Source organism: Streptococcus sp. 32226D021BW, from assembly GCF_053545015.1.
Genome location: NZ_JBPPVC010000001.1, coordinates 254805 through 278512, shown reverse-complemented (window position 1 = coordinate 278512; position 23708 = coordinate 254805). Strand labels below are relative to the sequence as shown.

At 41.3% G+C, this 23708-nt stretch carries 27 protein-coding genes; 22 read left to right on the top strand and 5 right to left on the bottom strand.

The genetic code is table 11. The features are described from left to right. The 18 genes from ACEE44_RS01465 to ACEE44_RS01380 all read left to right on the top strand — a co-directional run. The coding region (locus tag ACEE44_RS01465) for a BMC domain-containing protein (protein ID WP_449170995.1) at positions 1 to 204 on the top strand (204 nt) is incomplete at its 5' end. 19 nt (positions 205 to 223) lie between these two features. Continuing rightward, positions 224 to 499: a propanediol utilization microcompartment protein PduA gene (gene pduA / locus ACEE44_RS01460; RefSeq protein ID WP_024380889.1), complete on the top strand. Its 276-nt coding sequence runs from the start codon at positions 224 to 226 to the stop codon at positions 497 to 499. Positions 500 to 582: 83 nt separating this feature from the next. Further along, entirely contained in the window at positions 583 to 1227 is a 645-nt protein-coding gene (locus tag ACEE44_RS01455; protein WP_172023903.1) for a hypothetical protein, read from the top strand. A gap of 19 nt (positions 1228 to 1246) precedes the next feature. Then, a complete protein-coding gene (eutD, locus tag ACEE44_RS01450) occupies positions 1247 to 1876 on the top strand; it encodes an ethanolamine utilization phosphate acetyltransferase EutD (RefSeq protein WP_449170994.1) in 630 nt (209 codons plus the stop codon). A gap of 23 nt (positions 1877 to 1899) precedes the next feature. Next, the gene (locus tag ACEE44_RS01445; protein WP_449170993.1) at positions 1900 to 2520 is read left to right on the top strand and encodes an ethanolamine utilization protein; all 621 of its coding nucleotides are present in this window, start codon (positions 1900 to 1902) and stop codon (positions 2518 to 2520) included. A 13-nt stretch (positions 2521 to 2533) separates the two neighbouring features. Then, the gene (locus ACEE44_RS01440) at positions 2534 to 2812 is read left to right on the top strand and encodes a EutN/CcmL family microcompartment protein (RefSeq protein ID WP_024380885.1); all 279 of its coding nucleotides are present in this window, start codon (positions 2534 to 2536) and stop codon (positions 2810 to 2812) included. Positions 2813 to 2839: 27 nt separating this feature from the next. Beyond that, positions 2840 to 3934, top strand: coding sequence for an ethanolamine utilization protein EutH (locus ACEE44_RS01435; RefSeq protein ID WP_449170992.1), 1095 nt, complete (start codon positions 2840 to 2842; stop codon positions 3932 to 3934). Positions 3935 to 3950: 16 nt separating this feature from the next. Next, positions 3951 to 4403, top strand: a complete 453-nt coding sequence (locus ACEE44_RS01430; RefSeq protein ID WP_332411777.1) for a cupin domain-containing protein — start codon at positions 3951 to 3953, stop codon at positions 4401 to 4403. 75 nt (positions 4404 to 4478) lie between these two features. Then, positions 4479 to 5180, top strand: a complete 702-nt coding sequence (pduB, locus tag ACEE44_RS01425; RefSeq protein WP_332411775.1) for a propanediol utilization microcompartment protein PduB — start codon at positions 4479 to 4481, stop codon at positions 5178 to 5180. Between the two features lie 19 nt (positions 5181 to 5199). Next, positions 5200 to 6861, top strand: a complete 1662-nt coding sequence (locus ACEE44_RS01420; RefSeq protein ID WP_449170991.1) for a propanediol/glycerol family dehydratase large subunit — start codon at positions 5200 to 5202, stop codon at positions 6859 to 6861. A gap of 12 nt (positions 6862 to 6873) precedes the next feature. Continuing rightward, complete coding sequence (locus tag ACEE44_RS01415) at positions 6874 to 7539, top strand: propanediol/glycerol family dehydratase medium subunit (protein WP_449170990.1); 666 nt, start codon at positions 6874 to 6876, stop codon at positions 7537 to 7539. Between the two features lie 24 nt (positions 7540 to 7563). Continuing rightward, positions 7564 to 8070, top strand: a complete 507-nt coding sequence (locus tag ACEE44_RS01410) for a diol dehydratase small subunit (protein ID WP_024380879.1) — start codon at positions 7564 to 7566, stop codon at positions 8068 to 8070. A gap of 27 nt (positions 8071 to 8097) precedes the next feature. Then, positions 8098 to 9951 (top strand): diol dehydratase reactivase subunit alpha, encoded by a 1854-nt coding sequence (locus ACEE44_RS01405; RefSeq protein ID WP_449170989.1) that lies wholly within the window; start codon positions 8098 to 8100, stop codon positions 9949 to 9951. Then, a complete protein-coding gene (locus ACEE44_RS01400; RefSeq protein ID WP_248033350.1) occupies positions 9932 to 10312 on the top strand; it encodes a glycerol dehydratase reactivase beta/small subunit family protein in 381 nt (126 codons plus the stop codon). Before ACEE44_RS01405 ends, ACEE44_RS01400 begins: the two co-directional genes overlap by 20 nt. Before the next feature lie 23 nt (positions 10313 to 10335). After that, positions 10336 to 10842 (top strand): GlcG/HbpS family heme-binding protein, encoded by a 507-nt coding sequence (locus tag ACEE44_RS01395; protein ID WP_449170988.1) that lies wholly within the window; start codon positions 10336 to 10338, stop codon positions 10840 to 10842. A gap of 15 nt (positions 10843 to 10857) precedes the next feature. Continuing rightward, positions 10858 to 11580 carry an MIP/aquaporin family protein gene (locus ACEE44_RS01390; RefSeq protein WP_024380875.1) on the top strand — a complete coding sequence of 241 codons (723 nt, stop codon included), beginning with the start codon at positions 10858 to 10860 and terminating at the stop codon, positions 11578 to 11580. Positions 11581 to 11622: 42 nt separating this feature from the next. Next, positions 11623 to 12813 (top strand): acetate/propionate family kinase, encoded by a 1191-nt coding sequence (locus ACEE44_RS01385; protein ID WP_449170987.1) that lies wholly within the window; start codon positions 11623 to 11625, stop codon positions 12811 to 12813. Positions 12814 to 13056: 243 nt separating this feature from the next. Further along, a complete protein-coding gene (locus ACEE44_RS01380) occupies positions 13057 to 13866 on the top strand; it encodes a transporter substrate-binding domain-containing protein (protein ID WP_449170986.1) in 810 nt (269 codons plus the stop codon). Positions 13867 to 13950: 84 nt separating this feature from the next. Here the strand turns inward: ACEE44_RS01380 and glgB are convergent, their stop codons facing one another. From glgB to ACEE44_RS01355, 5 genes are all read right to left on the bottom strand, one after another. Beyond that, a complete protein-coding gene (glgB, locus tag ACEE44_RS01375; protein WP_449170985.1) occupies positions 13951 to 15789 on the bottom strand; it encodes a 1,4-alpha-glucan branching protein GlgB in 1839 nt (612 codons plus the stop codon). 68 nt (positions 15790 to 15857) lie between these two features. Next, positions 15858 to 17303 carry a glycogen synthase GlgA gene (gene glgA, locus ACEE44_RS01370; RefSeq protein WP_449170984.1) on the bottom strand — a complete coding sequence of 482 codons (1446 nt, stop codon included), beginning with the start codon at positions 17301 to 17303 and terminating at the stop codon, positions 15858 to 15860. An 8-nt stretch (positions 17304 to 17311) separates the two neighbouring features. Further along, positions 17312 to 18427: a glucose-1-phosphate adenylyltransferase subunit GlgD gene (glgD, locus tag ACEE44_RS01365; protein WP_332412702.1), complete on the bottom strand. Its 1116-nt coding sequence runs from the start codon at positions 18425 to 18427 to the stop codon at positions 17312 to 17314. Between the two features lie 12 nt (positions 18428 to 18439). Continuing rightward, positions 18440 to 19567 (bottom strand): glucose-1-phosphate adenylyltransferase, encoded by a 1128-nt coding sequence (locus ACEE44_RS01360; RefSeq protein WP_332412700.1) that lies wholly within the window; start codon positions 19565 to 19567, stop codon positions 18440 to 18442. Positions 19568 to 19729: 162 nt separating this feature from the next. Further along, complete coding sequence (locus ACEE44_RS01355) at positions 19730 to 20641, bottom strand: LysR family transcriptional regulator (protein WP_172029342.1); 912 nt, start codon at positions 20639 to 20641, stop codon at positions 19730 to 19732. Positions 20642 to 20849: 208 nt separating this feature from the next. Here ACEE44_RS01355 and ACEE44_RS01350 point away from each other — a divergent pair, with 208 nt between their 5' ends. The 4 genes from ACEE44_RS01350 (at position 20850) to ACEE44_RS01335 (ending at position 23697) form a co-directional block, all read left to right on the top strand. Next, on the top strand, positions 20850 to 21623 hold the full coding sequence (locus ACEE44_RS01350) for a dihydroorotate dehydrogenase electron transfer subunit (protein WP_449170983.1): 774 nt from the start codon (positions 20850 to 20852) through the stop codon (positions 21621 to 21623). Between the two features lie 9 nt (positions 21624 to 21632). Continuing rightward, positions 21633 to 22574, top strand: a complete 942-nt coding sequence (locus ACEE44_RS01345) for a dihydroorotate dehydrogenase (protein WP_449170982.1) — start codon at positions 21633 to 21635, stop codon at positions 22572 to 22574. Between the two features lie 167 nt (positions 22575 to 22741). Then, the gene (gene pyrF, locus ACEE44_RS01340; RefSeq protein WP_449170981.1) at positions 22742 to 23437 is read left to right on the top strand and encodes an orotidine-5'-phosphate decarboxylase; all 696 of its coding nucleotides are present in this window, start codon (positions 22742 to 22744) and stop codon (positions 23435 to 23437) included. A 62-nt stretch (positions 23438 to 23499) separates the two neighbouring features. Next, on the top strand, positions 23500 to 23697 hold the full coding sequence (locus ACEE44_RS01335) for a hypothetical protein (protein ID WP_105127153.1): 198 nt from the start codon (positions 23500 to 23502) through the stop codon (positions 23695 to 23697). The last annotated feature ends 11 nt before the right edge of the window (positions 23698 to 23708 follow it).

Below are 23708 nucleotides of genomic sequence, written 5' to 3'. Positions count from 1 at the left end.
GTTACCCTTGTAGGTAAAGAACAAGTTGGTGGTGGTTTGGTGACTGTCTTGGTTCGCGGAGATGTTGGTGCAGTTAAAGCAGCGACAGATGCTGGTGCAGCAGCAGCAGAAAATGTTGGTGAATTAGTATCTGTACACGTTATCCCACGTCCACATTCAGAAGTAGAAGTGATTTTACCTCAAGCTAAAAAAGAAGAAGAATAAAAAATCGGAGGAAATAACAATGGCAAACGCAAACGCATTAGGAATGGTAGAAACACGCGGCTTGGTTGGCGCAATCGAAGCAGCAGATGCAATGGTCAAAGCAGCAAACGTTACCCTTGTAGGTAAAGAACAAGTTGGTGGTGGTTTGGTGACTGTCTTGGTTCGCGGAGATGTTGGTGCAGTTAAGGCAGCGACAGATGCTGGTGCTGCAGCAGCAGAAAATGTTGGTGAATTAGTATCTGTACACGTCATCCCACGTCCTCATTCAGAAGTAGAAGTAATTTTACCGAAGTAGCGAATAAGTGTACTGGCTACCCATTTGAGTGGGTTCTCTGCGGGTAGCCAGTTGATTAAATAATCGTTAAAGGATGTGAGTGTATGTCGGTTTTTACAGAAGTAAAGATTAGAAAGCTACTCAAGGAGCTTTCTATTGCTGACGGAGGAGTTTTCCAGTTAGGTGAACATGAAAAACTGACTCCATCAGCAAGAAGTTACTTGAATGACCATCATATTCGAGTGGTCCAAACGCGTTCCAATAATCAGCAACTTACGACATCTCCACAAGCGATACATCAAAAAGTAACTACTTTAGAGGATTCAGCAATCTATCCACTATTGTTTCGTCTAACGACACTATATCCACATTTTCTTAAAAGTAAACGTGAACTCTATCTTTCATTCGAACAATCAAAATTTGAGAAAGTCAGCAAAGTACTGACAATGATTGAAGGTATGGTATCTGGTCAGATACTGGATGAACTTCACGATTATGATGAACTACTACCGTCGGTGACAGAACTGGATGAATATAGTCAGCAAAGGGAACTGGATTTTACAAAGCTTTCCTTAACCTGTGCTGTAACTAACTGGAAACTAGCTCTGTACGAAACTTACATAGCCTTAGCTACGCTTGAACAGGAGCTATCGCTGATAGGTTCTCGAGAAAATGATGTATATTTGGCTAAGCTAACTCATCTATTGCATTCTATTCAGATTTTCCTATGGATGACAATGGATGAGTGAAAGGTAAGGTGTGATTAGAATGGAAATAAAAGAGCTAATTGATAAGATTGCTACAAGAGTTCAGGATGAGTTAGAAGGAAGTTTTGAAATTGAGGCGAGTGGACGCCATATCCACCTTTCTCAAGAAGATTTAGAAACCTTATTTGGAAAAGATTATTCTCTAAGCAAAGCCAAAGATTTATCCCAACCAGGACAATTTGCTTGTAAAGAACGTTTGACAATTTTAGGTCCAAAAGGTTCCTTCCAAAATGTGGTGATACTCGGTCCTGTTCGTGGTGCTACACAAGTTGAAGTATCGTTGACAGATTGCTTGAAGCTAGGTGTCAATGCGCCTATTCGAGAGAGCGGACAGATTGAGGATACTCCAGGGATTGTCTTGATAAATGGAAGTAAGGTAGTATCTCTGGATAAAGGGTTGATCGTTGCTAAACGTCATATTCATATGACCCCAGAAGATGCTGCTAAAGCTAATGTAGTGAATAAGGAAATTGTGCAAGTAAAAGTAGGTGGAGAACGAGGACTAATTTTTGATGATGTAGTCATTCGAGTACACCCTAAGTTTGCGACCTTTATGCACATTGACTATGATGAAGCCAATGCTTGCGGATTTAAAAAAGGAATGCGTGGTCGCATTATCAAAAAAGGATAGAGATGGTTTAGAAAGGATTAAAAATGGATAACTTAGAATTTTTAGTTCAAGAGATTACCAATCGCCTTCTAGACCGTCTGAATAGTAGTTCCCATCAAATCAGTCTGTATCTTATCGGTGATAAAACAGTAGGCGGTTTCTTAGATGGAGAGTATCGTATTGTAGAAGGTATTGATGAGGCAGAGCATATCATTGCAAATGGTCTATCTTTAGATTCACTGTTAAGGATTTCTCAGCTTTGTCCCAATAGTTCAGAGGAGATGGAAGTTGTTACTAGTTTGTTAGCAGGTAGAAAGGTCTTGGTTTCAAAGGAATCATTTGCCATAGACTGCTATAAACAGTCAGCTAAGAACTTGCTCTTCCAAGAACTACTTCAAAGAAAATTGAAACTGGAACAATATGGTGTGCAGTTTTACTCACAGAAAGACTTGCCTGCCTTATTGAAACAGGGACCTATTGAGGTTCAATCCATTCAGCAAACTCCTGAGAAAAATGTTTCAAAGAAGGTCAAACTCATTACAGAATCTAGGCTGAGAGCTTTAGAATTGGAAGATGATGGAGTATTTCATATTGAAAAGGGAACCATTATAACAGCCTTGGCGCGCGACTATCTAAATCGTCGTAGAATAACAATCATAGAATAAGAGGAGAGAGAGTATGTTTGTTGGAACAGTAAAAGGGAGTCTTTGGGCTACTAGAAAAGATGAGAACTTAAATGGATTGAAGTTTTTAGTGGTCGAGCGCCAACTAAATGAACAACAAACAGATCCATCTTTGGTTGTTGTCGCAGATTGCATCGGTGCTGGGGAAGGTGATCAGGTAATGGTGACTACAGGTAGTGCAGCTAGAGTTAGCTTGAATAGAGAAAATGTTCCTGTTGATATGGTCGTTGTCGCAATTATCGATAAAGTTGAGTACACAGCTGATGCAGAATAAATTCACTAGAAAGTGAGAAGGGGAATTATGAGTATAAATGAAATCATCATCTACATCATGGTCCTATTTATGTTGGCCGGTGCAGTTGATAAATGTATCGGAGGGAAATTAGGACTTAGTGAAAAATTTGAGGAAGGTATCATGGCCATGGGTGCTTTGGCCCTTTCGATGGCCGGTATTATGGTTGTTGCACCATTATTAGCGGATATTCTCAAACCAATTATTGTCCCACTATACGGCATGGTTGGAGCAGACCCATCTATTTTTGCTACAACATTCATTGCTAACGATATGGGTGGAGCACCATTAGCTCTTAGTCTAGCTGATGATCCTGTAGTTGGAAACTTTGCTGCCTATGTACTAGGATCGATGATGGGACCAACGATTGTATTTACCATCCCGGTTGCATTGGGAATCATTGAAAAAGATGATCGTCCATTACTGGCTAGAGGTATTTTATACGGCTTAGTAACAGTTCCAATTGGCTGTTTAGTAGGAGGATTCTTGGTTCCTGGCTTACCTGTAGGGACATTGATGATTAACCTCATTCCAATAGTGATTGTTTCTGCATTGATTTTTATCGGTCTTTTATTAGCACCAAATGGAATGATAAAAGGATTCGAGATTTTTGGTCATATCATTGTAGTGATTGCAACTCTCGGTTTGGCTTTCGGTGCAGCACAGCTATTGACAGGTAATGAATGGTTAAATAGCCTCTACCCGAGTGGAGCTGAAACTCTTATGGAAGCCTTTGGTGTAGTTGGTTCTATTGCAGTAACATTGGCAGGGGCCTTCGGTTTAGTAGCAATCTTCACCAAGGTTGCCAACAAGCCACTTTCAGCGATTGGTAAATCCCTTGGAATGAACGAAGTCGGTGCAGCAGGCCTTGTAGCATCTTTAGCAAATAATATTGCTATGTTCCAAATGATGAAGGATATGGACAAACGAGGTAAGATTATTAACGTTGCCTTTGCAGTATCAGCATCCTTTGTTATCGGAGACCACTTGGGCTTCACTGCTGGTCAAAATCCAGATATGATTCTTCCAATGATGGTCGGAAAATTGGTTGGTGGTGTAACAGCTGTCCTACTCGCCTTTGTTCTTACCAAGAAAGAATCCTAATTGATGGAGGTAGTCTATGAGTGACATCAATCGTAGCCAGCTAGAAGAACTTGTTAGAAAGATTTTGCTAGAAAGTTTGGGAGCAGGCAAGTCATGTAAAGCAGCTAGCTCGACAGGAATCATTTCCCTCAATCTGCCCCGGATGGATGTCAGACCTGAGGATCGTTTAGATACAGGTAATGATACTGACTCAGTTTATACCCGTGACCTCCTAACTCTGGAAGAAAGTCCTCGTTTGGGACTCGGCTTGATGACCATGGAAAAAACAACCTTCCCATGGCATCTTGACTATGATGAAGTGGATTACGTCATAGAAGGACGATTGGATATTATTACTGGCAATGAGGTTATGTCCGCAGGACCAGGTGAAATTCTCTTTATTCCTAAGGGAAGTGATATTCAATTTTCTGTCAAAGATAAGGCAAGGTTTATCTATGTAACCTATCCTGCGGATTGGCAAAATCAGTAAATTTTTTTAAAACAAAATGTAAGCGTTATCGCGTTAGGCGATGTAAATGAAAACAAAAAATAGAGGAAGATTATTATGGCAAACAAATGTAATGTTACCGAATTTATTGGTTCAAACCCTATTGGTGATACTATTGGATTGGTGATTGCAAATGTCGATCAACAAGTACTTAGTGCGATGAAGTTGGAAAAATCTTACCGTTCACTTGGTGTGGTAGGTGCTCGTACTGGTGCGGGTCCTCACATTATGGCTGCAGATGAAGCAGTAAAAGCAACCAATACAGAAATTGTTAAAATTGAATTACCACGTGATACCAAAGGTGGTGCTGGTCACGGTAGCTTGATTATCTTTGGTGGCGACGATGTTTCAGACGTGAAACGGGCGGTAGAAGTGACTCTTGGGGATATCGCACGTACCTTTGGTGATGTTTATGCCAATGAAGCAGGCCATATTGAATTACAGTATACAGCACGTGCAAGCCATGCCTGCCAGGCTGCTTTTGGTGCAGAAGTTGGTCGTGCATTTGGTTTAATTGTAGGAGCACCAGCTGCCATTGGTGTTGTTATGGCTGACACAGCAGTAAAAGCAGCAGATGTTGATGTGATTGGTTATGCCTCTCCAGGTGACGGCACTAGCTATTCAAATGAAACTATTCTTTTCATCAGTGGTGATTCTGGTGCTGTTCGTCAAGCTGTTATCTCTGCCCGTGAAATTGGTAAAGAATTATTAGGAACGCTTGGAGATACTCCAGTTAACTCTCAACCTTCATACATCTGATAGATAGGGAGAAAGAAATATGAAATCAAAACGTTTTGAGGCATTAAGTAACCGCCCAATCAACCAAGACGGATTTGTAACAGAGTGGGTTGAAGAAGGTCTTATTGCAATGGAAAGCCCTAACGATCCAAAACCAAGTATCAAAATTCTCAATGGTAAAGTGGTTGAATTGGATGGGAAACCAAAAGAAGAATTTGACTTGATTGACCAGTTTATTGCAAACTACGGTATTGATTTGGCTCATGCAGAAGAAGTCGTGAAGATGGACTCAAAAGAGATTGCCAATATGATTTTGACTCCTTCTGTACCTCGTTCTGAAATTGTTAAGTTGACCAAGGCTATGACTCCAGCCAAAATCGTTGAAGTCGTGAGCCACATGAACGTCGTAGAAATTATGATGGCTGTTCAGAAAATGCGTACCCGCAAACAGACAGCTACCCAATCACACGTTACCAACGTAAACGACAACCCTGTTCAAATTGCAGCGGATGCAGCAGAAGGAGCTCTTCGTGGTTTCGCAGAGCAAGAAACAACTGTTGCGGTTGCTCGTTATGCCCCATTCAACGCCCTAGGGATTATGATTGGTTCTCAAGTTGGTCGTCCGGGCGTATTGACCCAATGTGCCCTGGAAGAAGCAACCGAGCTAGACCTTGGTATGAGAGGATTTACAGCTTACGCTGAAACCATTTCTGTATATGGTACGGAAGATGTCTTTACAGATGGTGACGATACTCCTTGGTCTAAAGCCTTCTTGGCATCTGCCTACGCTTCTCGTGGCTTGAAGATGCGTTTCACATCAGGTACTGGTGCTGAAGTGCAGATGGGACAAGCAGAAGGCAAATCCATGCTTTACCTAGAAGCTCGTTGCTTGTATATCACAAAAGCAGCTGGTGTACAAGGTACTCAAAACGGTTCTGTATCTTGTATCGGTATTCCTGCGGCCGTTCCAAGTGGTATTCGTGCAGTCATTGCTGAAAACTTGATTGCTACCATGCTTGATTTGGAATGTGCTTCTTCAAATGACCAAACCTTTACTCACTCAGACCTCCGTCGCTCTGTCCGCACCTTGATGCAATTGGCACCAGGTACAGACTTTATTAACTCAGGTTACTCTTCTACACCAAACTACGACAACATGTTTGCTGGCTCTAACTGGGATGCAGAAGACTACGATGATTACAATATCTTGCAACGTGACTTGCGTGTTGATGGTGGTTTACGTCCAGCTCGCGAAGAGGAAGTTGTTCAAGTTCGCCGTAAAGCAGCCAAAGTTATGCAAGCCCTCTTCAAAGGTCTTGGTTTGCCAGCTATTACAGATGAGGAAGTTGAAGCAGCTACCTACGCCCATGGTTCAAAAGATATGCCAGAACGTGACAAGGTTGAAGACATCAAGGCAGCTGTTAATCTCTTAGAACGTGGTGTACAAGGCGTAGACCTCATTAAAGCCCTTGCCAATAATGGTTTCCCAGATGTTGCCAATGAGCTTGTAAATCTCTTCAAACAACGTGTTGCTGGAGATTTCTTGCAAACATCAGCTATCTTTGACCGCAATTGGAATGTTATCTCTGCAATCAACTCACCAAATGACTATGTCGGTGTCGGCACAGGTCACCGTCTAGTTGGTGAAGAGTGGGAAAAAGTGAAGAATATTCCAAATGCCATTGATCCACGTGATATCTAGGAGGTAATCATTATGACAACCATCAATGAGGACGTACTACGTTCCATTATTGCAGAAGTAATCAAGGAAGTTGGCTTAGTCAACCCTACTCCTGCAACTCAAACTACTACAACTGCCAAGAAAGAAGTATTGCCAGAAAAGGCTGTAGTTCGCACCATTGGCGTTGCCAAACCAAGTCAATCTGTTGATGAAGTGGTTATTGCAGTTGGTCCTGCTTTTGGCACACAACAAACCAAGACCATGGTTGATATCCCTCATACAGAAGTGTTACGACAAGTGATTGCAGGTATTGAAGAAGAAGGCTTGAAAGCGCGTGTTGTGAAAGTTTATCGTTCATCAGACGTTGCCTTTGTAGCAGTAGAAGGTGACCACCTATCTGGTTCAGGTATTTCAATCGGTATTCAGTCTAAAGGAACAACCGTTATTCACCAAAGAGATTTACCACCATTGAGCAACTTAGAACTCTTCCCGCAAGCACCACTCCTGACAGCTGATACTTACCGTTTAATTGGTAAAAATGCTGCTAAATATGCCAAAGGTGAAACACCAAACCCTGTTCCAACCTTGAATGACCAAATGGCTCGTCCTAAGTACCAAGCCTATTCAGCCTTGCTTCATATCAAAGAAACCAAGCTTGTTGAAAAAGGTCGTCCAGCTGATGAAATTGAATTGATTTAAGAAAATCTTCAAGGAGAAATCGAAATGAGTGAATCAGTAGAACTATTAGTAAGAAAAATCTTAGAAGAGATGAATGGACACGACAAACCTGTAACCAGTGGTCTACCAAAAGGTACAGAAGCTACTGCAGCAGACTATCCGATTGCACAAAAACACCCAGACTGGATTGTCGTTGGTGATAACAAGAAATTTGAAGACATTACCTTGGAGAATATTGTCAACGGTAGTATCACCTCAAAAGACTTGCGGATCAAGCCAGAAATCCTCTTAAAGCAGGGTGAAATCGCTCGAAATGCCGGTCGTGAAGCTATCGAATACAATTTCTCACGCGCGGCAGAATTGACCAAGGTACCAGATGAACGTGTATTGGAAATCTACAACGCCCTTCGTCCTTACCGTTCTTCTAAGCAAGAACTATTGGACATCGCAAATGAACTTGAAAATGTCTATGGCGCGAAAATCTGTTCAGGCTTTGTTCGTGAAGCAGCAGAACACTATGAACGCCGTAAGAAACTAAAAGGTGATAACTAATCTGAAAATCGAAAGGAGGAAGAAGGAATGAAGTATATTATCGGTATTGACATTGGAAATTCGTCAACTGAGTCTGCCTTAGCTCAGCTATACGATAATGGAACCGTCCAGTTTCTGTCCTCTGCGATTGCAGATACAACTGGTATCAAGGGAACAAAAGAAAATGTTCATGGCATATATCAGTCCCTGAAATTACTCTTAGAACCAACCAATCTTAGTATCAAAGATATTTCTTTGATCCGTATCAATGAAGCAACTCCCGTAATTGGAGATGTTGCTATGGAAACCATTACGGAAACTGTCATTACAGAATCTACCATGATTGGCCACAACCCAAGGACACCAGGTGGTCTTGGGTTGGGGGTTGGTTATACCGTTGATATCCTGGATTTGATCAATAAGCCAATAACAGATAGCTATATCGTTGTGGCTTCTAAGCAAGTTGATTTCGATGCGGTGGCCCAGCTTATCAATGCCTATGTTTCAAGAGGATATAAGATTGTCGGTGCGGTCTTGCAGGCTGATGACGGTGTCTTAGTTAATAATCGCTTGGAGAAAAAGATACCGATTGTAGATGAAATTTCCTATATAGATAAGGTGCCTTTAGGAATGTTGGCGGCGGTTGAGGTTGCAGAAGTTGGTAAAGTCATTTCCCAACTCTCCAATCCTTATGGTATTGCGACGGTCTTTCAGCTTGATGCACAAGATACTAAGCAGGTCGTTCCGATTGCCCGTGCCCTGATTGGCAATCGTTCAGCGGTTGTCATCAAAACACCAAAAGGAGATGTTCAAGCAAGGACAATTCCAGCAGGAACTATCAAGATTATTGGTCAGCAACAGAATACCAGCGTTGATATTTCAAAAGGTGCAGAAGCCATTATGGACCATGTTTCCCGTATTCAACATATCGAAAATGTTCTGGGTGAAGCAGGCACAAATGTGGGTGGTATGCTTGAGAAAGTCCGGCTTACCATGGCAAATTTAACTGAGAAACAACTGGATCAGATTAAGATTCAGGATATTCTGGCAGTGGATACTTTTGCTCCTATCACCGTAAAAGGTGGTCTTGCCGGAGAATTTTCTATGGAGCAGGCCGTTGGAATTGCTTCCATGGTTAACTCTGACAGATTACAGATGTCCCTTATTGCCCAGGAAGTTGAAAAGGAATTGGGTGTACCTGTTGAAATCGGGGGAGCTGAGGCCCACTCAGCTATTCTTGGAGCTTTAACAACACCAGGTACTAGTCAACCAATGGCTATTCTAGACCTTGGGGCTGGTTCCACAGATGCCTCCATTATTAACCAAAAAGGGGAGATCCAAGCTGTTCACCTAGCTGGTGCTGGTGATATGGTCACCATGCTCATCAATACGGAGTTAGGTCTAGAAGATAGGCATTTGGCAGAGGATATTAAGAAATACCCCCTTGCTAAGGTTGAAAGTATTTTCCATATTCGCCATGAGGATGGTAGTGTCCAATTCTTTGACAAACCTCTGAGTGGAGATTTATTTGCCCGAGTAGTCATCGTCAAAGATACTGGAGAATTAGTACCGCTTGACACAGATTATTCGATTGAAAAAATCAAGATTGTTCGTCAAACAGCCAAAGAACGAGTCTTTGTGACCAATGCCATTCGAGCCTTAAAGACGGTCAGTCCAACTCAAGACATCAGAGATATTCCATTTGTTGTTATCGTAGGCGGGTCAGCCTTAGACTTTGAAGTACCGCAGTTGATAACCGATGCCCTATCTCAGAGCAATATCGTGGCAGGTCGAGGAAATATCCGAGGAACTTCTGGACCAAGAAATGCAGTAGCAACAGGTTTGGTACTTTCATACTGTAAAGAAGAGTGGGGTGATGCTTATGTTTTATCAAGCAACTAAGCCAGTTATTCTTATTTACAAGTTGGGAAAGGTGCCTGAAGACAAGTTGACTCAGTTAGAGCTTGGTATGGAGGAAGAAGGAATTCCATTTTTAAAAGAAACTATAGAACTTTCTTCGGAAAGTATCGTTTCTCTGGCCCATCAAGCTGCTCAGTCCTCACCACTCTCGGTTGGTTTAGCTATCAATGAAAGAGAAATTGTTCTCCATTATCGAAATTTACAAACGGAACAGTTTTTCTATCGTTTAAATGACTATCCAAACCAGTCTAATCGTGTCTTAAGGATTTTAGGGACTAACGCAGCTAAACTTGTTAAAGGAACTCCATTGATACAGGATTCTGCCTTGGAAACATCCTTTTAGAAATAGGTAATCGGAGAGAAAAGATGACACAAAATCAAAATCAAATCGATGAAATCCTGCTTCAAAGAATCATTCAAAAATGCCAAGAGCTCTTAGAAAAAAAAGATGATTTACACAACATAAATCTTTATGATCATGCCTTTGCCATTGTTAATCGTGCGATAGAAAAGGCACAGGAATTGAAGGTGCCTGTTGTGATTACCCTGGTGGATGCAGCGGCTCATGTAATCCTAACCTATCGAATGGAAGATTCACTTTTAGTTAGCTACGATATGGCCTATCGAAAAGCATATACAGCTGTTGGCATGAAGATGCAGTCTAAGGATCTTTCATCACTTACAAAACCTGATCAGTGGCTCTTTCAACTAGAAACAATGTCAGAAGGTCAGATTGTCAGCTTGGCTGGCGGTATTCCGATCTACTGCAATGGACGGATTATCGGAGCAATTGGTATTAGTGGCGGCAACGCTATTGAAGATCAAACAATTGCAGAATATGCAATAGCAGAAATACAAGATAAAAAAGAATAGAAGGAGATTCTCACGATGGAGAAATACATTGGTGAATTTTTAGGAACAATGGTTCTGATAGCCTTTGGTACAGGCTTTGGTTCCTCAATTAGTTTAAAACACGCCCTATCTAAAAATATGTCCCCTAGTTTTCTAACTGTAATCTTTGCCTGGGGCTTTGCCGTAATGTGCGGTGTTTATGTGGCGGGCTTCTTTGAAACAGGTGGGCACCTAAATCCAGCAGTCACAATCGCTTTTGCCTTAGGTGGCTTGTTTGATTGGAGTATGGTAGCAGGGTACATTATTGCACAAATTCTCGGTGCCTTTACTGGTGCAGCAATCGTTGTTTTGCATTACTATCCACATTTCCAAGCAACAACAGCTGAGGAAGGGAATTCAGTCGGTATTTTTGCCACTGGTCCAGCTATTCCAAACACAACCTTTAACTTCTTGAGTGAAGTAATCGCGACCTTCTTCTTCATTTTCGTTTTGTTATTGATGAATACTGCAGGTTTTGCAGTAGGTCTTGCTCCTGTTGTAGTTGCTTTCCTAGTTATGGCCATCGGTCTTTCATTTGGTTCAACAACGGGTTATGCCATCAACCCTGCGCGTGATTTCGGTCCTCGTTTGGCCTATGCCCTCTTACCTATTCCAAATAAGGGCGGAGCGAATTGGGGCTATGCTTGGATTCCAATTGTAGCACCAACTGTCGGTGCAACTCTAGCTGTATTCGTATTTAAAGCCTTGGGAATGGGCTAATCCCTCTCTCATTGTAAAATGTGATTAAAGAAAGGACGAGTAATGAGGAAAATTTTTGCAATCAATGCTGGTAGTTCATCTTTAAAATTTCAATTATTAGCCATGCCTGCTGAGGAAATCATCGCTAAAGGTATATTTGAAAGAATTGGAGAACCGGAATCGGCATTTACTTTGGTTTACCAAGGACAAAAGGAGACAGAAAAACTAGTTCTTTCAAGTTATAAAGAGGCAGTAAACTATCTATTAAAAAGATTAGATGAAAAAGGGATTATACAATCCTTAGCAGATATTGCTGGGATTGGGCATCGTGTGGCCCATGGTGGTGATTATTTTAAGGCATCTGCTTTGGTTGATGAACGTGCTCTCACTAAGATTGATGAATTTTCATTCCTTGCTCCTAGCCATAACCCTGCAAATTTAGAAGTCATCAAAGCCTTCAAGGAGCTTTTGCCAAATACTCCAAATGTGGCAGTTTTTGATACAGCTTTTCATCAAACCTTAAGCGAGGAATACTATCTTTACCCTCTGCCTAGAAAGTATTATGACAAATACCGTTTACGCAAATACGGTTTCCATGGCACCAGCCATAAATATATTTCTTTAATTACCAAGGAAGTATATAAACAGCAAGGTCTTGGTACGGATCAGTTGAAGGTCATCAGTTGTCATCTTGGCAATGGAGCAAGTATCTGTGCCATTAAGGGGCAACAATCCATCAACACTTCTATGGGATTTACCCCCTTGGCAGGCTTAATGATGGGATCCAGAAGTGGTGATATTGACCCAGCCATTCTTCCTTTCCTAATGGAAGAAGAAGGCTTGACCCCTAGTCAAATCACAGCCATTCTGAATAAAGAGTCTGGCCTATTAGCTGTTTCCGAAATTAGTAATGATTTGCGAGATATCGAGGAAGCGTATCATAAAGGCTATTCTCAAGCCATCACAGCAATTGAAATGTTTACCAATCGTATCGCTCACACTATTGCGACCTATATGGTAGATTTAGGTGGAGTAGATGCCATTGTTTTCACAGCAGGAATCGGAGAAAATTCCAGATTGATACGTGAGAAAGTCGCAGAAAAACTTTCTGTGTTTGGTATAAAACTTGACCGTGAGTCAAATCAAAGCAATAAAAAATTGATTAGTTCAGAGGATTCGAATATCAAGCTATTTGTTCTTCCAACAAATGAAGAACTTATGATAGCGAGAGATACTATGGAATTGATTCAATAGAATAGTATATTTCCTCCATTCATTCTAGCCCTGTAGTAAGGGCTAGAATTTTTTTGTTTGAATAAAAAAATAAAAAATCGCATAAAAATACAAAATAACTATTGACAATTGTATAAAATTACTATATACTAGACATATCTTTTGAAAAGAGGAAGAAAATATGGAGAAAATTACTTTTAAGGTCCGATGATTCATTAGGAAAAATGACATCGTTTTAATAAAAAAGGAAAAAGAGGATAAAAAATGAAAAAACTATTTACTTTAGCAGCTACCTTGTTAGCAGGATTTACATTGGCAGCTTGTTCTTCAACTAGCTCATCTTCAAGCCAATCAACACTCGACAAAATTAAAGAAAAAGGAACCTTGGTTGTAGCGACAAGTCCTGACTATGCACCATTTGAATTTCAAACGCTTGTAGATGGCAAAAACGAAGTTGTTGGAGCAGATATTATGCTAGCACAAAAAATTGCGGATGAGCTCGGTGTGAAGTTGGAAGTATCAGCCATGAGTTTTGACAACGTTCTGAACAGCGTCCAATCAGGAAAGGCTGACATTGCAATCGCTGGTCTATCTTACTCTGAAGAACGTGCAAAAGTTTTTGACTTCTCAGAAAGCTATTACCAAATTGCTGACGTTCTACTTGTTAAGAAAGAAAATGCGGAAACCATCTCAAGTGTTGATGCTCTTGCAGGAAAATCCTTGGCTGTTCAAAAAGGTTCTACCCAAGAAACCTATGCCAAAGAAAAAATGGCAGATGCGAAAATTATTTCATTGACACAAATGGGTGAAGCAGTTAATGAATTGAAGACAGGTAAGGTAGAAGCTGTCTTGATGGATTCACCAGTAGCAGCAGGCTATGTTTCACAAAACAGTGACCTTGCAATTGCATCAGCACAGTTTCCAACTATTGACGAGAATTCAAAAGTTATCGCCCTTCCAAAAGGAAGTGCAGAGCTAAAAGCTGAGATTGACAAGGTCATCGCTCAAGTGAAAGCAAGTGGCGAATTTGATACCTTCCTTGAAAAAGCAGCAACTTATACAGCTGTTGAATAAGTCAGACAAACAATCATCGGAAACGGTGGTTGTTTTTTCATGCAAAAAAGAATGAAGTTTTTGAACTTCATTCTTTACATGTTCTTATTTCACCCGCTCTAAATACAGACTAGTCAATCGTGGAACGGTTATTGTAGCCCCATTTTCATTAGGAAAGAGGCTGAATGTTTCCATTGGAATGGCATTGGATGAAAAGACGAGTTTGTATTCGCTATTATTAGGCAAATCCAAGTGGACATCGAACAATTCTTGGTCGTTAAAATTATGAATGGTCAAGATTTCTTGGTCATCACTCATGCGTGAAAAGGCATATAGACTAGCTTCGCTGTCAATTTTGACCCACTGGAATCCTTTGTCATAGGCCTGGTAATCATACTTCCAAAAAGCATCGTGCTCACGATAGAAAGTAGACAAGGTATTCATCATCTGGTAGAAACTAGAGTGAGTTGGATAAGTTAGTAAATTCCAATCCATTTCGGTGTACTCATGCCATTCACGGATGTGGCCCCATTCATTACCCATAAAGAGCAATTTTTTACCAGGATGGGCAAAATAGAAGCTGTAATAGACACGGGCCAAGTGGAACTTGTCTTCATATTCCCCATTCATTTTATCAATGATAGAGAGTTTTCCATGGACAACCTCGTCATGAGATAAGGGCAAGAGGAATTGCTCATTTTGGTTGTAGTACATACCGAAAGTAATTTCATTTGAATGGTATTTACGATAGACAGACGGACGTTCTACAAACTTGAGCGTGTCATTCATCCAACCCAAATCCCATTTCATATCAAAACCGATACCACCTTCTTCAAGGGAATGAGTTACTTTAGGGAAGCTTGACGAATCTTCTGCAATCATCATGACGCCCTTATAGTCGGTGTGAACCATGGCGTTGACACGTTTGATAAAATCAATGGCTCCATGGTTAATCTTGTCATCTTCCGTTTCACCACGCCAGTAGAGAAGGTAGGACAGAGCGTCAACTCGGATCCCATCAAAGTGGAAGTATTCCAACCAATATTTTAGGTTTGAGAGAAGGAACGAACGTGTCAAACCTTTACCCAAATCAAAGTTTGCGGTACCCCACTGGTGATTTTCGCGGTCGTGCTCATTCGGATATTCGTAGAGCCAACTACCGTCAAACTGATAGAGACCATGGGCATCTTTACAGAAATGTAGTGGGACCCAGTCAAGAATGACACCAATGCCAGCCTGGTGACATTGATCAACCAGATATTTAAGTTCATCTGGCTTACCATAGCGACTAGTTGGGCTGTAATAACCGGTAACCTGATATCCCCAAGAAGCATCTAGAGGATGCTCAGTAATTGGTAACAGTTCGATATGGGTATAGTTATTCTCTTTGACATGCTCAATGAGAAGCGGTGTAATTTCTTTGTAACTATTGAAGGCCTCAAGTGGTGCACCGCCTTCGTTTTTATTAGCAAATTTTTGCTTCCAAGAACCAAGGTGAACTTCGTAGATAGAAACAGGTTGCTCCTTAAAGTCATAGTTGACACGATGATACATCCAGACATCGTCTTTAAACTTATAACGAGAGTTGTAGGTTGTAGACGCAGTGTTTGGACGCACTTGGCTGAAAAATGCATAAGGGTCAGCCTTGTAAATTTCACGTCCATCGTGGGTTATAATGAGGTACTTATAATCTTCAAGTGATTTTAAACCTTCTACATAGAGTTGAAAAACACCATCAATTTCCCATTGCATTGGATGGCTACGTTGCCAGTCGTTAAAGTTTCCAACCAAGAAAACTTCTCTTGCATTTGGAGCATAGACACGGAATTGGGTGCCAAGGATTTTATTACGCTCCTTTATTAAATGAGCCCCCATTTTCTCGTATAGTGTGGTGTGCTCACCGGAATTCATATAGTATAAATCCAAATCAGTAAATTCTGTCATAGCAATCTCCTTGTTGAAAAGGAGTGGACCTTGGTCGCACTCCCCTTCCGTTTGTTGTCAAATCTCACCTAGCCACTAATTTCACGGTAGAGCCAGATGTATTTCTCAGCGGAAGCAGTCCAACTGAAATCACGTTCCATAGCTTGTTTAACCATAGAATACCAGTCTTCTGGACGGTCATAGTAGGTCTGAAGTGCCAAATCATAGACTTGTCGCATATTGTAGGCATCACGACCACCAAATGTAAAGCCAGTACCTTCTTTGCTGTCGATATGATAAGGTGTCACCGTATCTACCAAACCGCCTGTTTCACGAACCAATGGAAGCGTACCATAGTGCATAGAAATCAACTGACTGATGCCACACGGTTCAAACATAGATGGCATGAGGAAGAGGTCACTTGCTGCATAAATTTGGTGGGCAAGTGGTTCATTGTAGCCACGGTAGAAGGCGAATTTTTCAGGATAAGCGTGTTTGAAATGGTTAAAGGCATTTTCAACATCTGCTTCGCCATTGCCCAAGATAACAAATTGAACGTGGGCTTGAAGCAGATGGCTGAGCACCTCAGTTAAGAGATAGAAACCTTTTTGCCAGGTCAAACGAGATACAATACCAATCATCAAGACATGTTCATCTTGTGGAAGTCCAAACTGAGCTTGCAAGGCCAATTTATTGGATTTTTTGTCTGCAATTGTTTCAAGACTATAATTTTTTACGAGGTATGTATCTGTCTGACTATCCCAGCTATCGTAATCGATACCATTGACAATACCGACCAAGTCATGTTTGCGAAGTTCGAGAACGTGCTGCATGTTTTCGCCGAATTCTTCGGTCAAAATTTCACGCGCATAGGTATCTGAAACGGTTGTTACCTTGTCCGCATACAAGATACCCAATTTCATAAAGGAAATGCACTCGTCATGGAAACGAGCAATTCCATCTAAGTAGTAGCTGTAGTCCATACCTAGAGCTGACCAAAGGGCTTGCTTATGGAAAATCCCTTGGAAAGCTAAGTTGTGAATGGTGAAGACATGCTTGATAGCACGGAATTCCTCACGGTAGCTGTAGAAAGTACGGCAGAGGAATGGAAGCGCAGCAGTATGCCAGTCATGTGTATGAATGACATCTGGGAAGTAGTTGAGAGCTTCTAGTAGACGACAAGTAGCATGTTGGAAATAACCAAAGCGCATGGCATCATCGTCGTATCCATACAATTCATCGCGCTCAAAGAAATCACGATGTTCAATAAAGTAGAAGGTTACTCCATCAATCACTTGGGAGTAGACATTGGCCATGGACTGAATATCACCAGCACGAACATCAAAACTAGATACATAATCAAAATCAGCATGGTTATTGATAGCAATTTTCTTATACAGTGGAAGTACCACTCGGACATCCAACCCCTGCTTTACCAATTCTTTAGGTAAGGAACCGATTACATCGGCTAAACCACCAGTCTTGATGAATGGAAGTCCTTCAGATGCTACAAAAAGAACAGATTTTTTTGTCATGAGGTCTCCTAGATAATTTGATGTGCTTTGATGTAGGCAGGATTTGATTCACTACCCTTGATATCTGTAGAATGAACAATCTTTGTCGACTTGTCAATGATGGCATTTTCAATGGTAGTACCGTTCTTGATAGTTACACCATTGAGAATGATTGAGTTCTTGACAACAACACCTTCTTCAATAATCACATCGCGGTCAATCACGGAGTTCTCTACCTGACCATTGATATTGGCACCATTGGCAATCAAACTGCGTTTGACTTCTGCTAAAGGACCATAAAGAGTAGGAGAAGAATCACTTGTTTGCGTATGAATTGGCCAGTCATTCTTGAAAAGTAGTTTACGAGTATCACGGTCAATCAAATCAATCTGAGTTTTGAAATAAGATTCAACATTATTGATACAAGCGACAAAGTCACGGTGTGCATAGCCCATGATTTTGTATTGATCTACTGTATCACGAAGAATATCTTTCAACCAGTAGAGTGATGAAACTTTGTTGGCACGTTTGATCAACTCGATAAAGGTTGTACGTTTCATGATGTAGGCTTCTAATGAAACAGGACGGTTTTTATATTTACCATGGTTTTCTTCAAAGGCCACTACACGCTTGTTATCATCAAATTTTAAGGTTTGGCAACCGATGAAGTTTTCTTTTGCATCGGTAATATTCTTGTAGAGAACCGTAATGTCTGCACCTGTTTTCTCATGTTCTTCCATGACGTTGGTAAAATCTTGGCTGTAGATGAAGTAAGAAGGAGCAATCAAAACATGTTCTTTGGTTGAGTTTTCAATGAAATGAAGGTTATCAGAAAATGCATTGATATCATGTTGGTAAACAGAGTTTGGGTCTGTTACACTGTTGAGCAGGCGAAGAGAACCGCGTTTACTGTTGATGTTGTAGTGTTTACCTGTACCAACGTGCTGGATAGTTGAGCGCATACGAACAGGCATATAAACTTGGAACTCTGTAATACCTGAGTTTGACATATTTGATAGAACGAAGTCAATTAGTCGATAGCGTCCCAAAAAACCAAAGGCTTGTACGCCACGATGTTCCATTACGTCACCAAAGTGTACATTGTTTCCTTCAATATTTACAATTCCTAGAGTGTTTCTTAACATAGCAATCCTTTCTTACTTGGTTACATTCTTATCAATCAAGAGGATATTATCAGCGTCACCAGAGAGCTTCGTTCCATCCGCAATCTTAATGTTTTCAGCAACGATGACATAGTCTAGCTCAACTCCCTCACCGATGATAGCACCAGGAAGAAGGACGGAGTTTTTCACAACAGATTCTTTATGAACCTGAACATCAGTTGAAATGACAGAGTGTTCTACATAGCCGTCAATGATAGCCCCTTTGTCAATGTAGGCTGACTTAACAGTTGCGGTAGCACCGATTACTTGAGCTGGAGAGCCCTTGTCTTCTGAGTAAATTCTCCATGAACGGTCTGAAAGATCCAAGTCACCAGCGTGGTCAATCAAGTCCATGTTTGATTCCCAAAGACTGTTAACGGTACCAACGTCCTTCCAATAGCCACGGAATGGATGGGCGATAAGGGTACGACCGTCTTCCAAGTATTTAGGAATGATGTCATGACCAAAGTCGTGTGAAGATGTTTCAGATTTATCATCCTCTTGGAGATACTTTTTCAAGGTCTTCCAAGTGAAGATATAGATACCCATGGATGCCAAGTTGCTCTTAGGATTTGCAGGTTTTTCTTCGAATTCCTCAATACGATAGTCTTCGTCAGTATTCATGATACCAAAGCGAGAAGCCTCTTTGATTGGCACTTCGATAACAGCGATGGTTGCATCTGCTTTTTTCTGAATGTGGGTGTCAAGGAGCTTGTCATAGTTCATCTTGTAGATGTGGTCACCTGACAAGATCAAGACATATTCAGGATCGTTCAAATCAATAAAGTCAATGTTTTGGGTGATAGCGTCAGCAGTACCTTTGTACAGACCAAAGCCTTCAATCTTCTCACTTGGGGGAAGGACAAAGACACCAGAACCTTGCACATCCAAGCCCCAACGTTGTGATTGAGCAACGTAAGAGTTCAAGAGGACAGGTTCGTACTGGGTTAAAACTCCGACAATATCGATACCTGAGTTGGCACAGTTACTGAGAGGGAAATCGATAATACGATATTTTCCTCCAAATGCGACCGCAGGTTTAGCGACTTTCTTGGTCAAACCTTCTAGACGTGTTCCACGTCCACCAGCAAGAATCATAGCTAACATTTTATTTTGAGCCATCTAACCACTCCTTAATATATATTATAAGCAAATTATAACATAGATATAAAAAAAATGAAAGCGTTTCCCATGCAGAAATTGAAATATTTCAAATTTCTTTTCAAAAGCTTTCATGAATATATTATAACATATTATTTGGAGTTTGTCTATATAAATCTGTATTTACTTCTTGCCAAATTTAACTTCTTCCAGAAGGTGGTTGATAAATTTTTCGCCCATGTCTGATAGCATAGCTTTTTCATGTTGGATATAGACCAATTCGATTTTATCATCAAATTCTAAAGGAATTGAAACAATGTTATCTCCATTGAGATTAGAATTGAGGATACCGGTTGCAATGGTATAGCCATCTAGACCAATCAGTAGATTAAAAAGGGTGGCACGGTCAGAAACGACAATTGATTTCTTGTGGTGCTCTTGTGCCAATATTTCTTCAGCAAAATAGAAAGAGTTGTGGATACCTTGCTCGTAGCTAAGATAAGGGAAATCAGCTAATTCGTCCAAAGTTATCGATTTCTTCTGTGCCAGTGGATTTGTCTTGCTGACGAAAACGTGGGGCTTGGCAGTAAAAAGATGGGTGTAGGATAGACGATTGTCGTCCAAGAGCTTTAGCAAAACATCTCGGTTGAAATGGTTGAGGAAAAGGACGCCGATTTCTGAGCGAAAATTCTTGACGTCATCGATAATTTCCCAGGTCCGCGTTTCCCTTAGAAAGAGTTCATAATCTTCCAAGTCCGTATCTTTTAAGAGGGATACGAAAGCATTGACAACAAAGGCATAGTGTTGAGAGGATACACTGAAGAGTTGGCGTTTAGCATTTGGATTTTTATAACGATCCTCGAGGAGTTCAGTCTGTTCGACGATCTGGCGGGCGTAGGAAAGAAATTCAATACCATCCTTGGTCAAGGTAATCCCCTTGGAATTGCGGAAGAAGATCTTGATGCTAAGTTCCTTTTCCAAATCGCGGACGGCATTGGAAAGACTGGGCTGGGTGATGAAGAGTTGTTTGGCAGCCTCATTCATACTGCCAGTTTCTGCGATTTTAATAATATAGTATAATTGTTGAATTCTCATATCTCTATTGTATCATGATTTGACAAATAATTCTAAAAAATGTATAATGCTGAAAATATATCCTTTAACTGAGTCCAGAGAGGCGAAGAAGGGAACGTGATAAATAGGGCAGATACTGCCTTCTTTTCGTGTAACCTTGCTAGCCAGCAAGGTTTTTTTCTCTATGTCGACTTTCTTATTTTCTGTGTTTCATAGAATAGGAGAAAAGATGATTTTAAAAGAACAGATGATACTGGTTGACCAAGTCCAACTTGCCCCACGTATTTTTGCTATGACCTTGCAGGGTGAGATGGTTCAGGATATGAAGATGGGGCAGTTTATCCATCTTCGTATTCCTGATGATTCCATGCTTTTGAGAAGACCAATTTCTATTTCTGAGATTGATAAAGGCAACTCTCAATGTAGGATTATTTATCGAGTGGAAGGTCAGGGGACGAAAGTCTTTTCTGAGATGACGGTCGGACAGCATGTAGATGTCATGGGACCTCTTGGGAAAGGATTTGAAGTGGACTTTCTTCAAGCAGGTGACCATATTCTCATTATTGGAGGGGGAATCGGTGTTCCTCCCTTGGTGGAAGTAGCCAAACAGGCTGCGCTCCGTGGTGTCAAGGTCACGTCAGTCATTGGCTTCGCCACAAAAGAGGCAGTCATTTTGGAAGAAGAATTGGCTCAATTCGGTCAGGTCTATGTCACAACGGATGATGGTTCCTATGGGCGTATGGGGAATGTCGCAACGGTCGTTGAAGAACTGACAAATGAGTTTGCTGCCATTTATTCCTGTGGAGCACCTGCTATGATGAATTATGTTGACCAACGTTTTCAGGACCATCCCTATGCCTACATCTCCCTAGAAGCCCGCATGGCCTGCGGGATGGGGGCTTGCTATGCCTGTGTTGTCAAACCAAAGCAGGGGCAAGAACATGAGAATAAGCGTGTCTGCAAAGAAGGACCTGTCTTTGCAACCGGCAGTCTGATGTTATAGGAGGTTGAGATGAAAGAACGATTATCCATTTCCTTGCCAGGCTTGGACTTGAAAAATCCAATCATTCCAGCATCTGGTTGCTTCGGTTTTGGTCAGGAGTATGCGGACTATTATGACCTCAACCAGCTTGGCTCCATTATGATTAAGGCTACTACTCGGTATCCTCGTTATGGCAATGCGACTCCCCGTGTAGCTGAAACGCCGGCAGGTATGCTCAATGCCATTGGACTTCAAAATCCGGGTGTTGACGCGGTCTTATCCGAAAAACTACCATGGCTTGAGCAGCATTTCCCAGACTTGCCCATCATTGCCAACGTGGCAGGCTTTTCCAATGAAGAATATGCCTATGTGTCAGGGAAAATTTCACAAGCTCCAAATGTAAAAGCCATCGAGTTGAACATTTCCTGTCCAAATGTGGACCATGGCAACAATGGTCTGCTAATTGGTCAGGTGCCAGAATTGGCCTACGATGCTGTAAAGGCTGCGGTAGAAGCCTCCTCTGTGCCTGTCTATGTCAAATTAACACCGAGCGTGGCAGATATTAGCCTCTTGGCAAAGGCGGCCGAGGATGCTGGAGCCAGCGGTTTGACCATGATTAACACCTTGGTTGGCATGCGTTTTAATCTAAAAAATCGCCAGCCAATCTTGGCAAATGGTACAGGAGGTATGTCAGGTCCAGCGGTCTTTCCAGTTGCCCTAAAGCTCATTCGTCAGGTGGCACAGATGACCACGCTGCCAATCATCGGAATGGGTGGTGTAGATTCGGCTGACAAGGCTTTAGAGATGATGATTGCTGGAGCTTCAGCCATTGGGGTTGGAACGGCCAACTTTACAGACCCATTTGCCTGTCCAACCATTATCAAGGATTTACCAAAACGTATGGATGTTTATGGGATTGACACCTTAGAAAATTTACGCCAAGAAGTTAGAGAAAGCTTGGGTAAGCGTTGACAAAAATAAAATAAAATAGTATTATTAGAGTAACATCGTCCTTTAACTATGTCCAGAGAGGCTGGGAAGGTGTCATGTAAATTGCTTGAAAATGTATTTTTCAGGCTGACTTCGTGTACAACCCTGTCTCAATTGGCAGGGTTTTTATGCATATTTGAAAGGATTTTATGAAAGAGAGTCGACCAATTATTGCCCTAGATTTTGCAAGCAGAACAGAAGTGCAAACATTCCTAGAACAGTTTCCTAGCCAAGAAAAACTATTTGTAAAGGTAGGAATGGAACTATACTATGCGGAAGGTCCTGATATCATTCACTATTTGAAAGACTGCGGTCACAGTATTTTCTTAGACTTGAAACTCCATGATATTCCCAATACCGTTGAGTCTGCGATGCGAGTCTTGGCAAAACTCGGTGTGGATATGACAAATGTTCACGCTGCTGGTGGTGTGGAGATGATGCAGGCGGCTCGTAGAGGATTGGGGGAGGATGCGATTTTAATCGCTGTTACTCAGTTGACCTCAACTTCTGAAGAGCAGATGAGAAAGGACCAGAATATTCAAACCAGCTTACAGGATGCGGTAGTACATTATGCCCAAAAGACTCAAGAAGCAGGTTTAGACGGAGTTGTCTGTTCCGCTCATGAAGTGAAACTCATAAAAGAAGCTACAAATCCCGAATTTGTTTGTCTGACACCTGGAATTCGGCCAAGTGGTGGAGAAATCGGTGATCAAAAACGAGTCATGACACCAGCAGATGCTGCTCGAATTGGTAGTGATTACATCGTAGTAGGTCGCCCAATTACAAAATCTGAAGATCCTTATGAAACCTATTTGGCAATCAAAGAAGAATGGTGTCGTGTATGATTCAAATGAGGTAATGGGTCTTTCTTTGATAAATGGATTGATTTAAGAATCGAGGAGAAGATATGGGAAAGATTATTTCAAAGGATTTATTTTTTGATGGTTTTAAGTACCGTTTTGATGATGGTAAAGTTGAGCATTTTTCACCAAACTTAGTGTTAAATGGCTATAAAGGTGACAAGGGTTCACGAATAGAACCAGCATTTTTAGGTGGATACAAGGCTATTCGGCGGGATGGTCATGTAGAGAAGGCACGCATTTAAAAGGAGGTCTA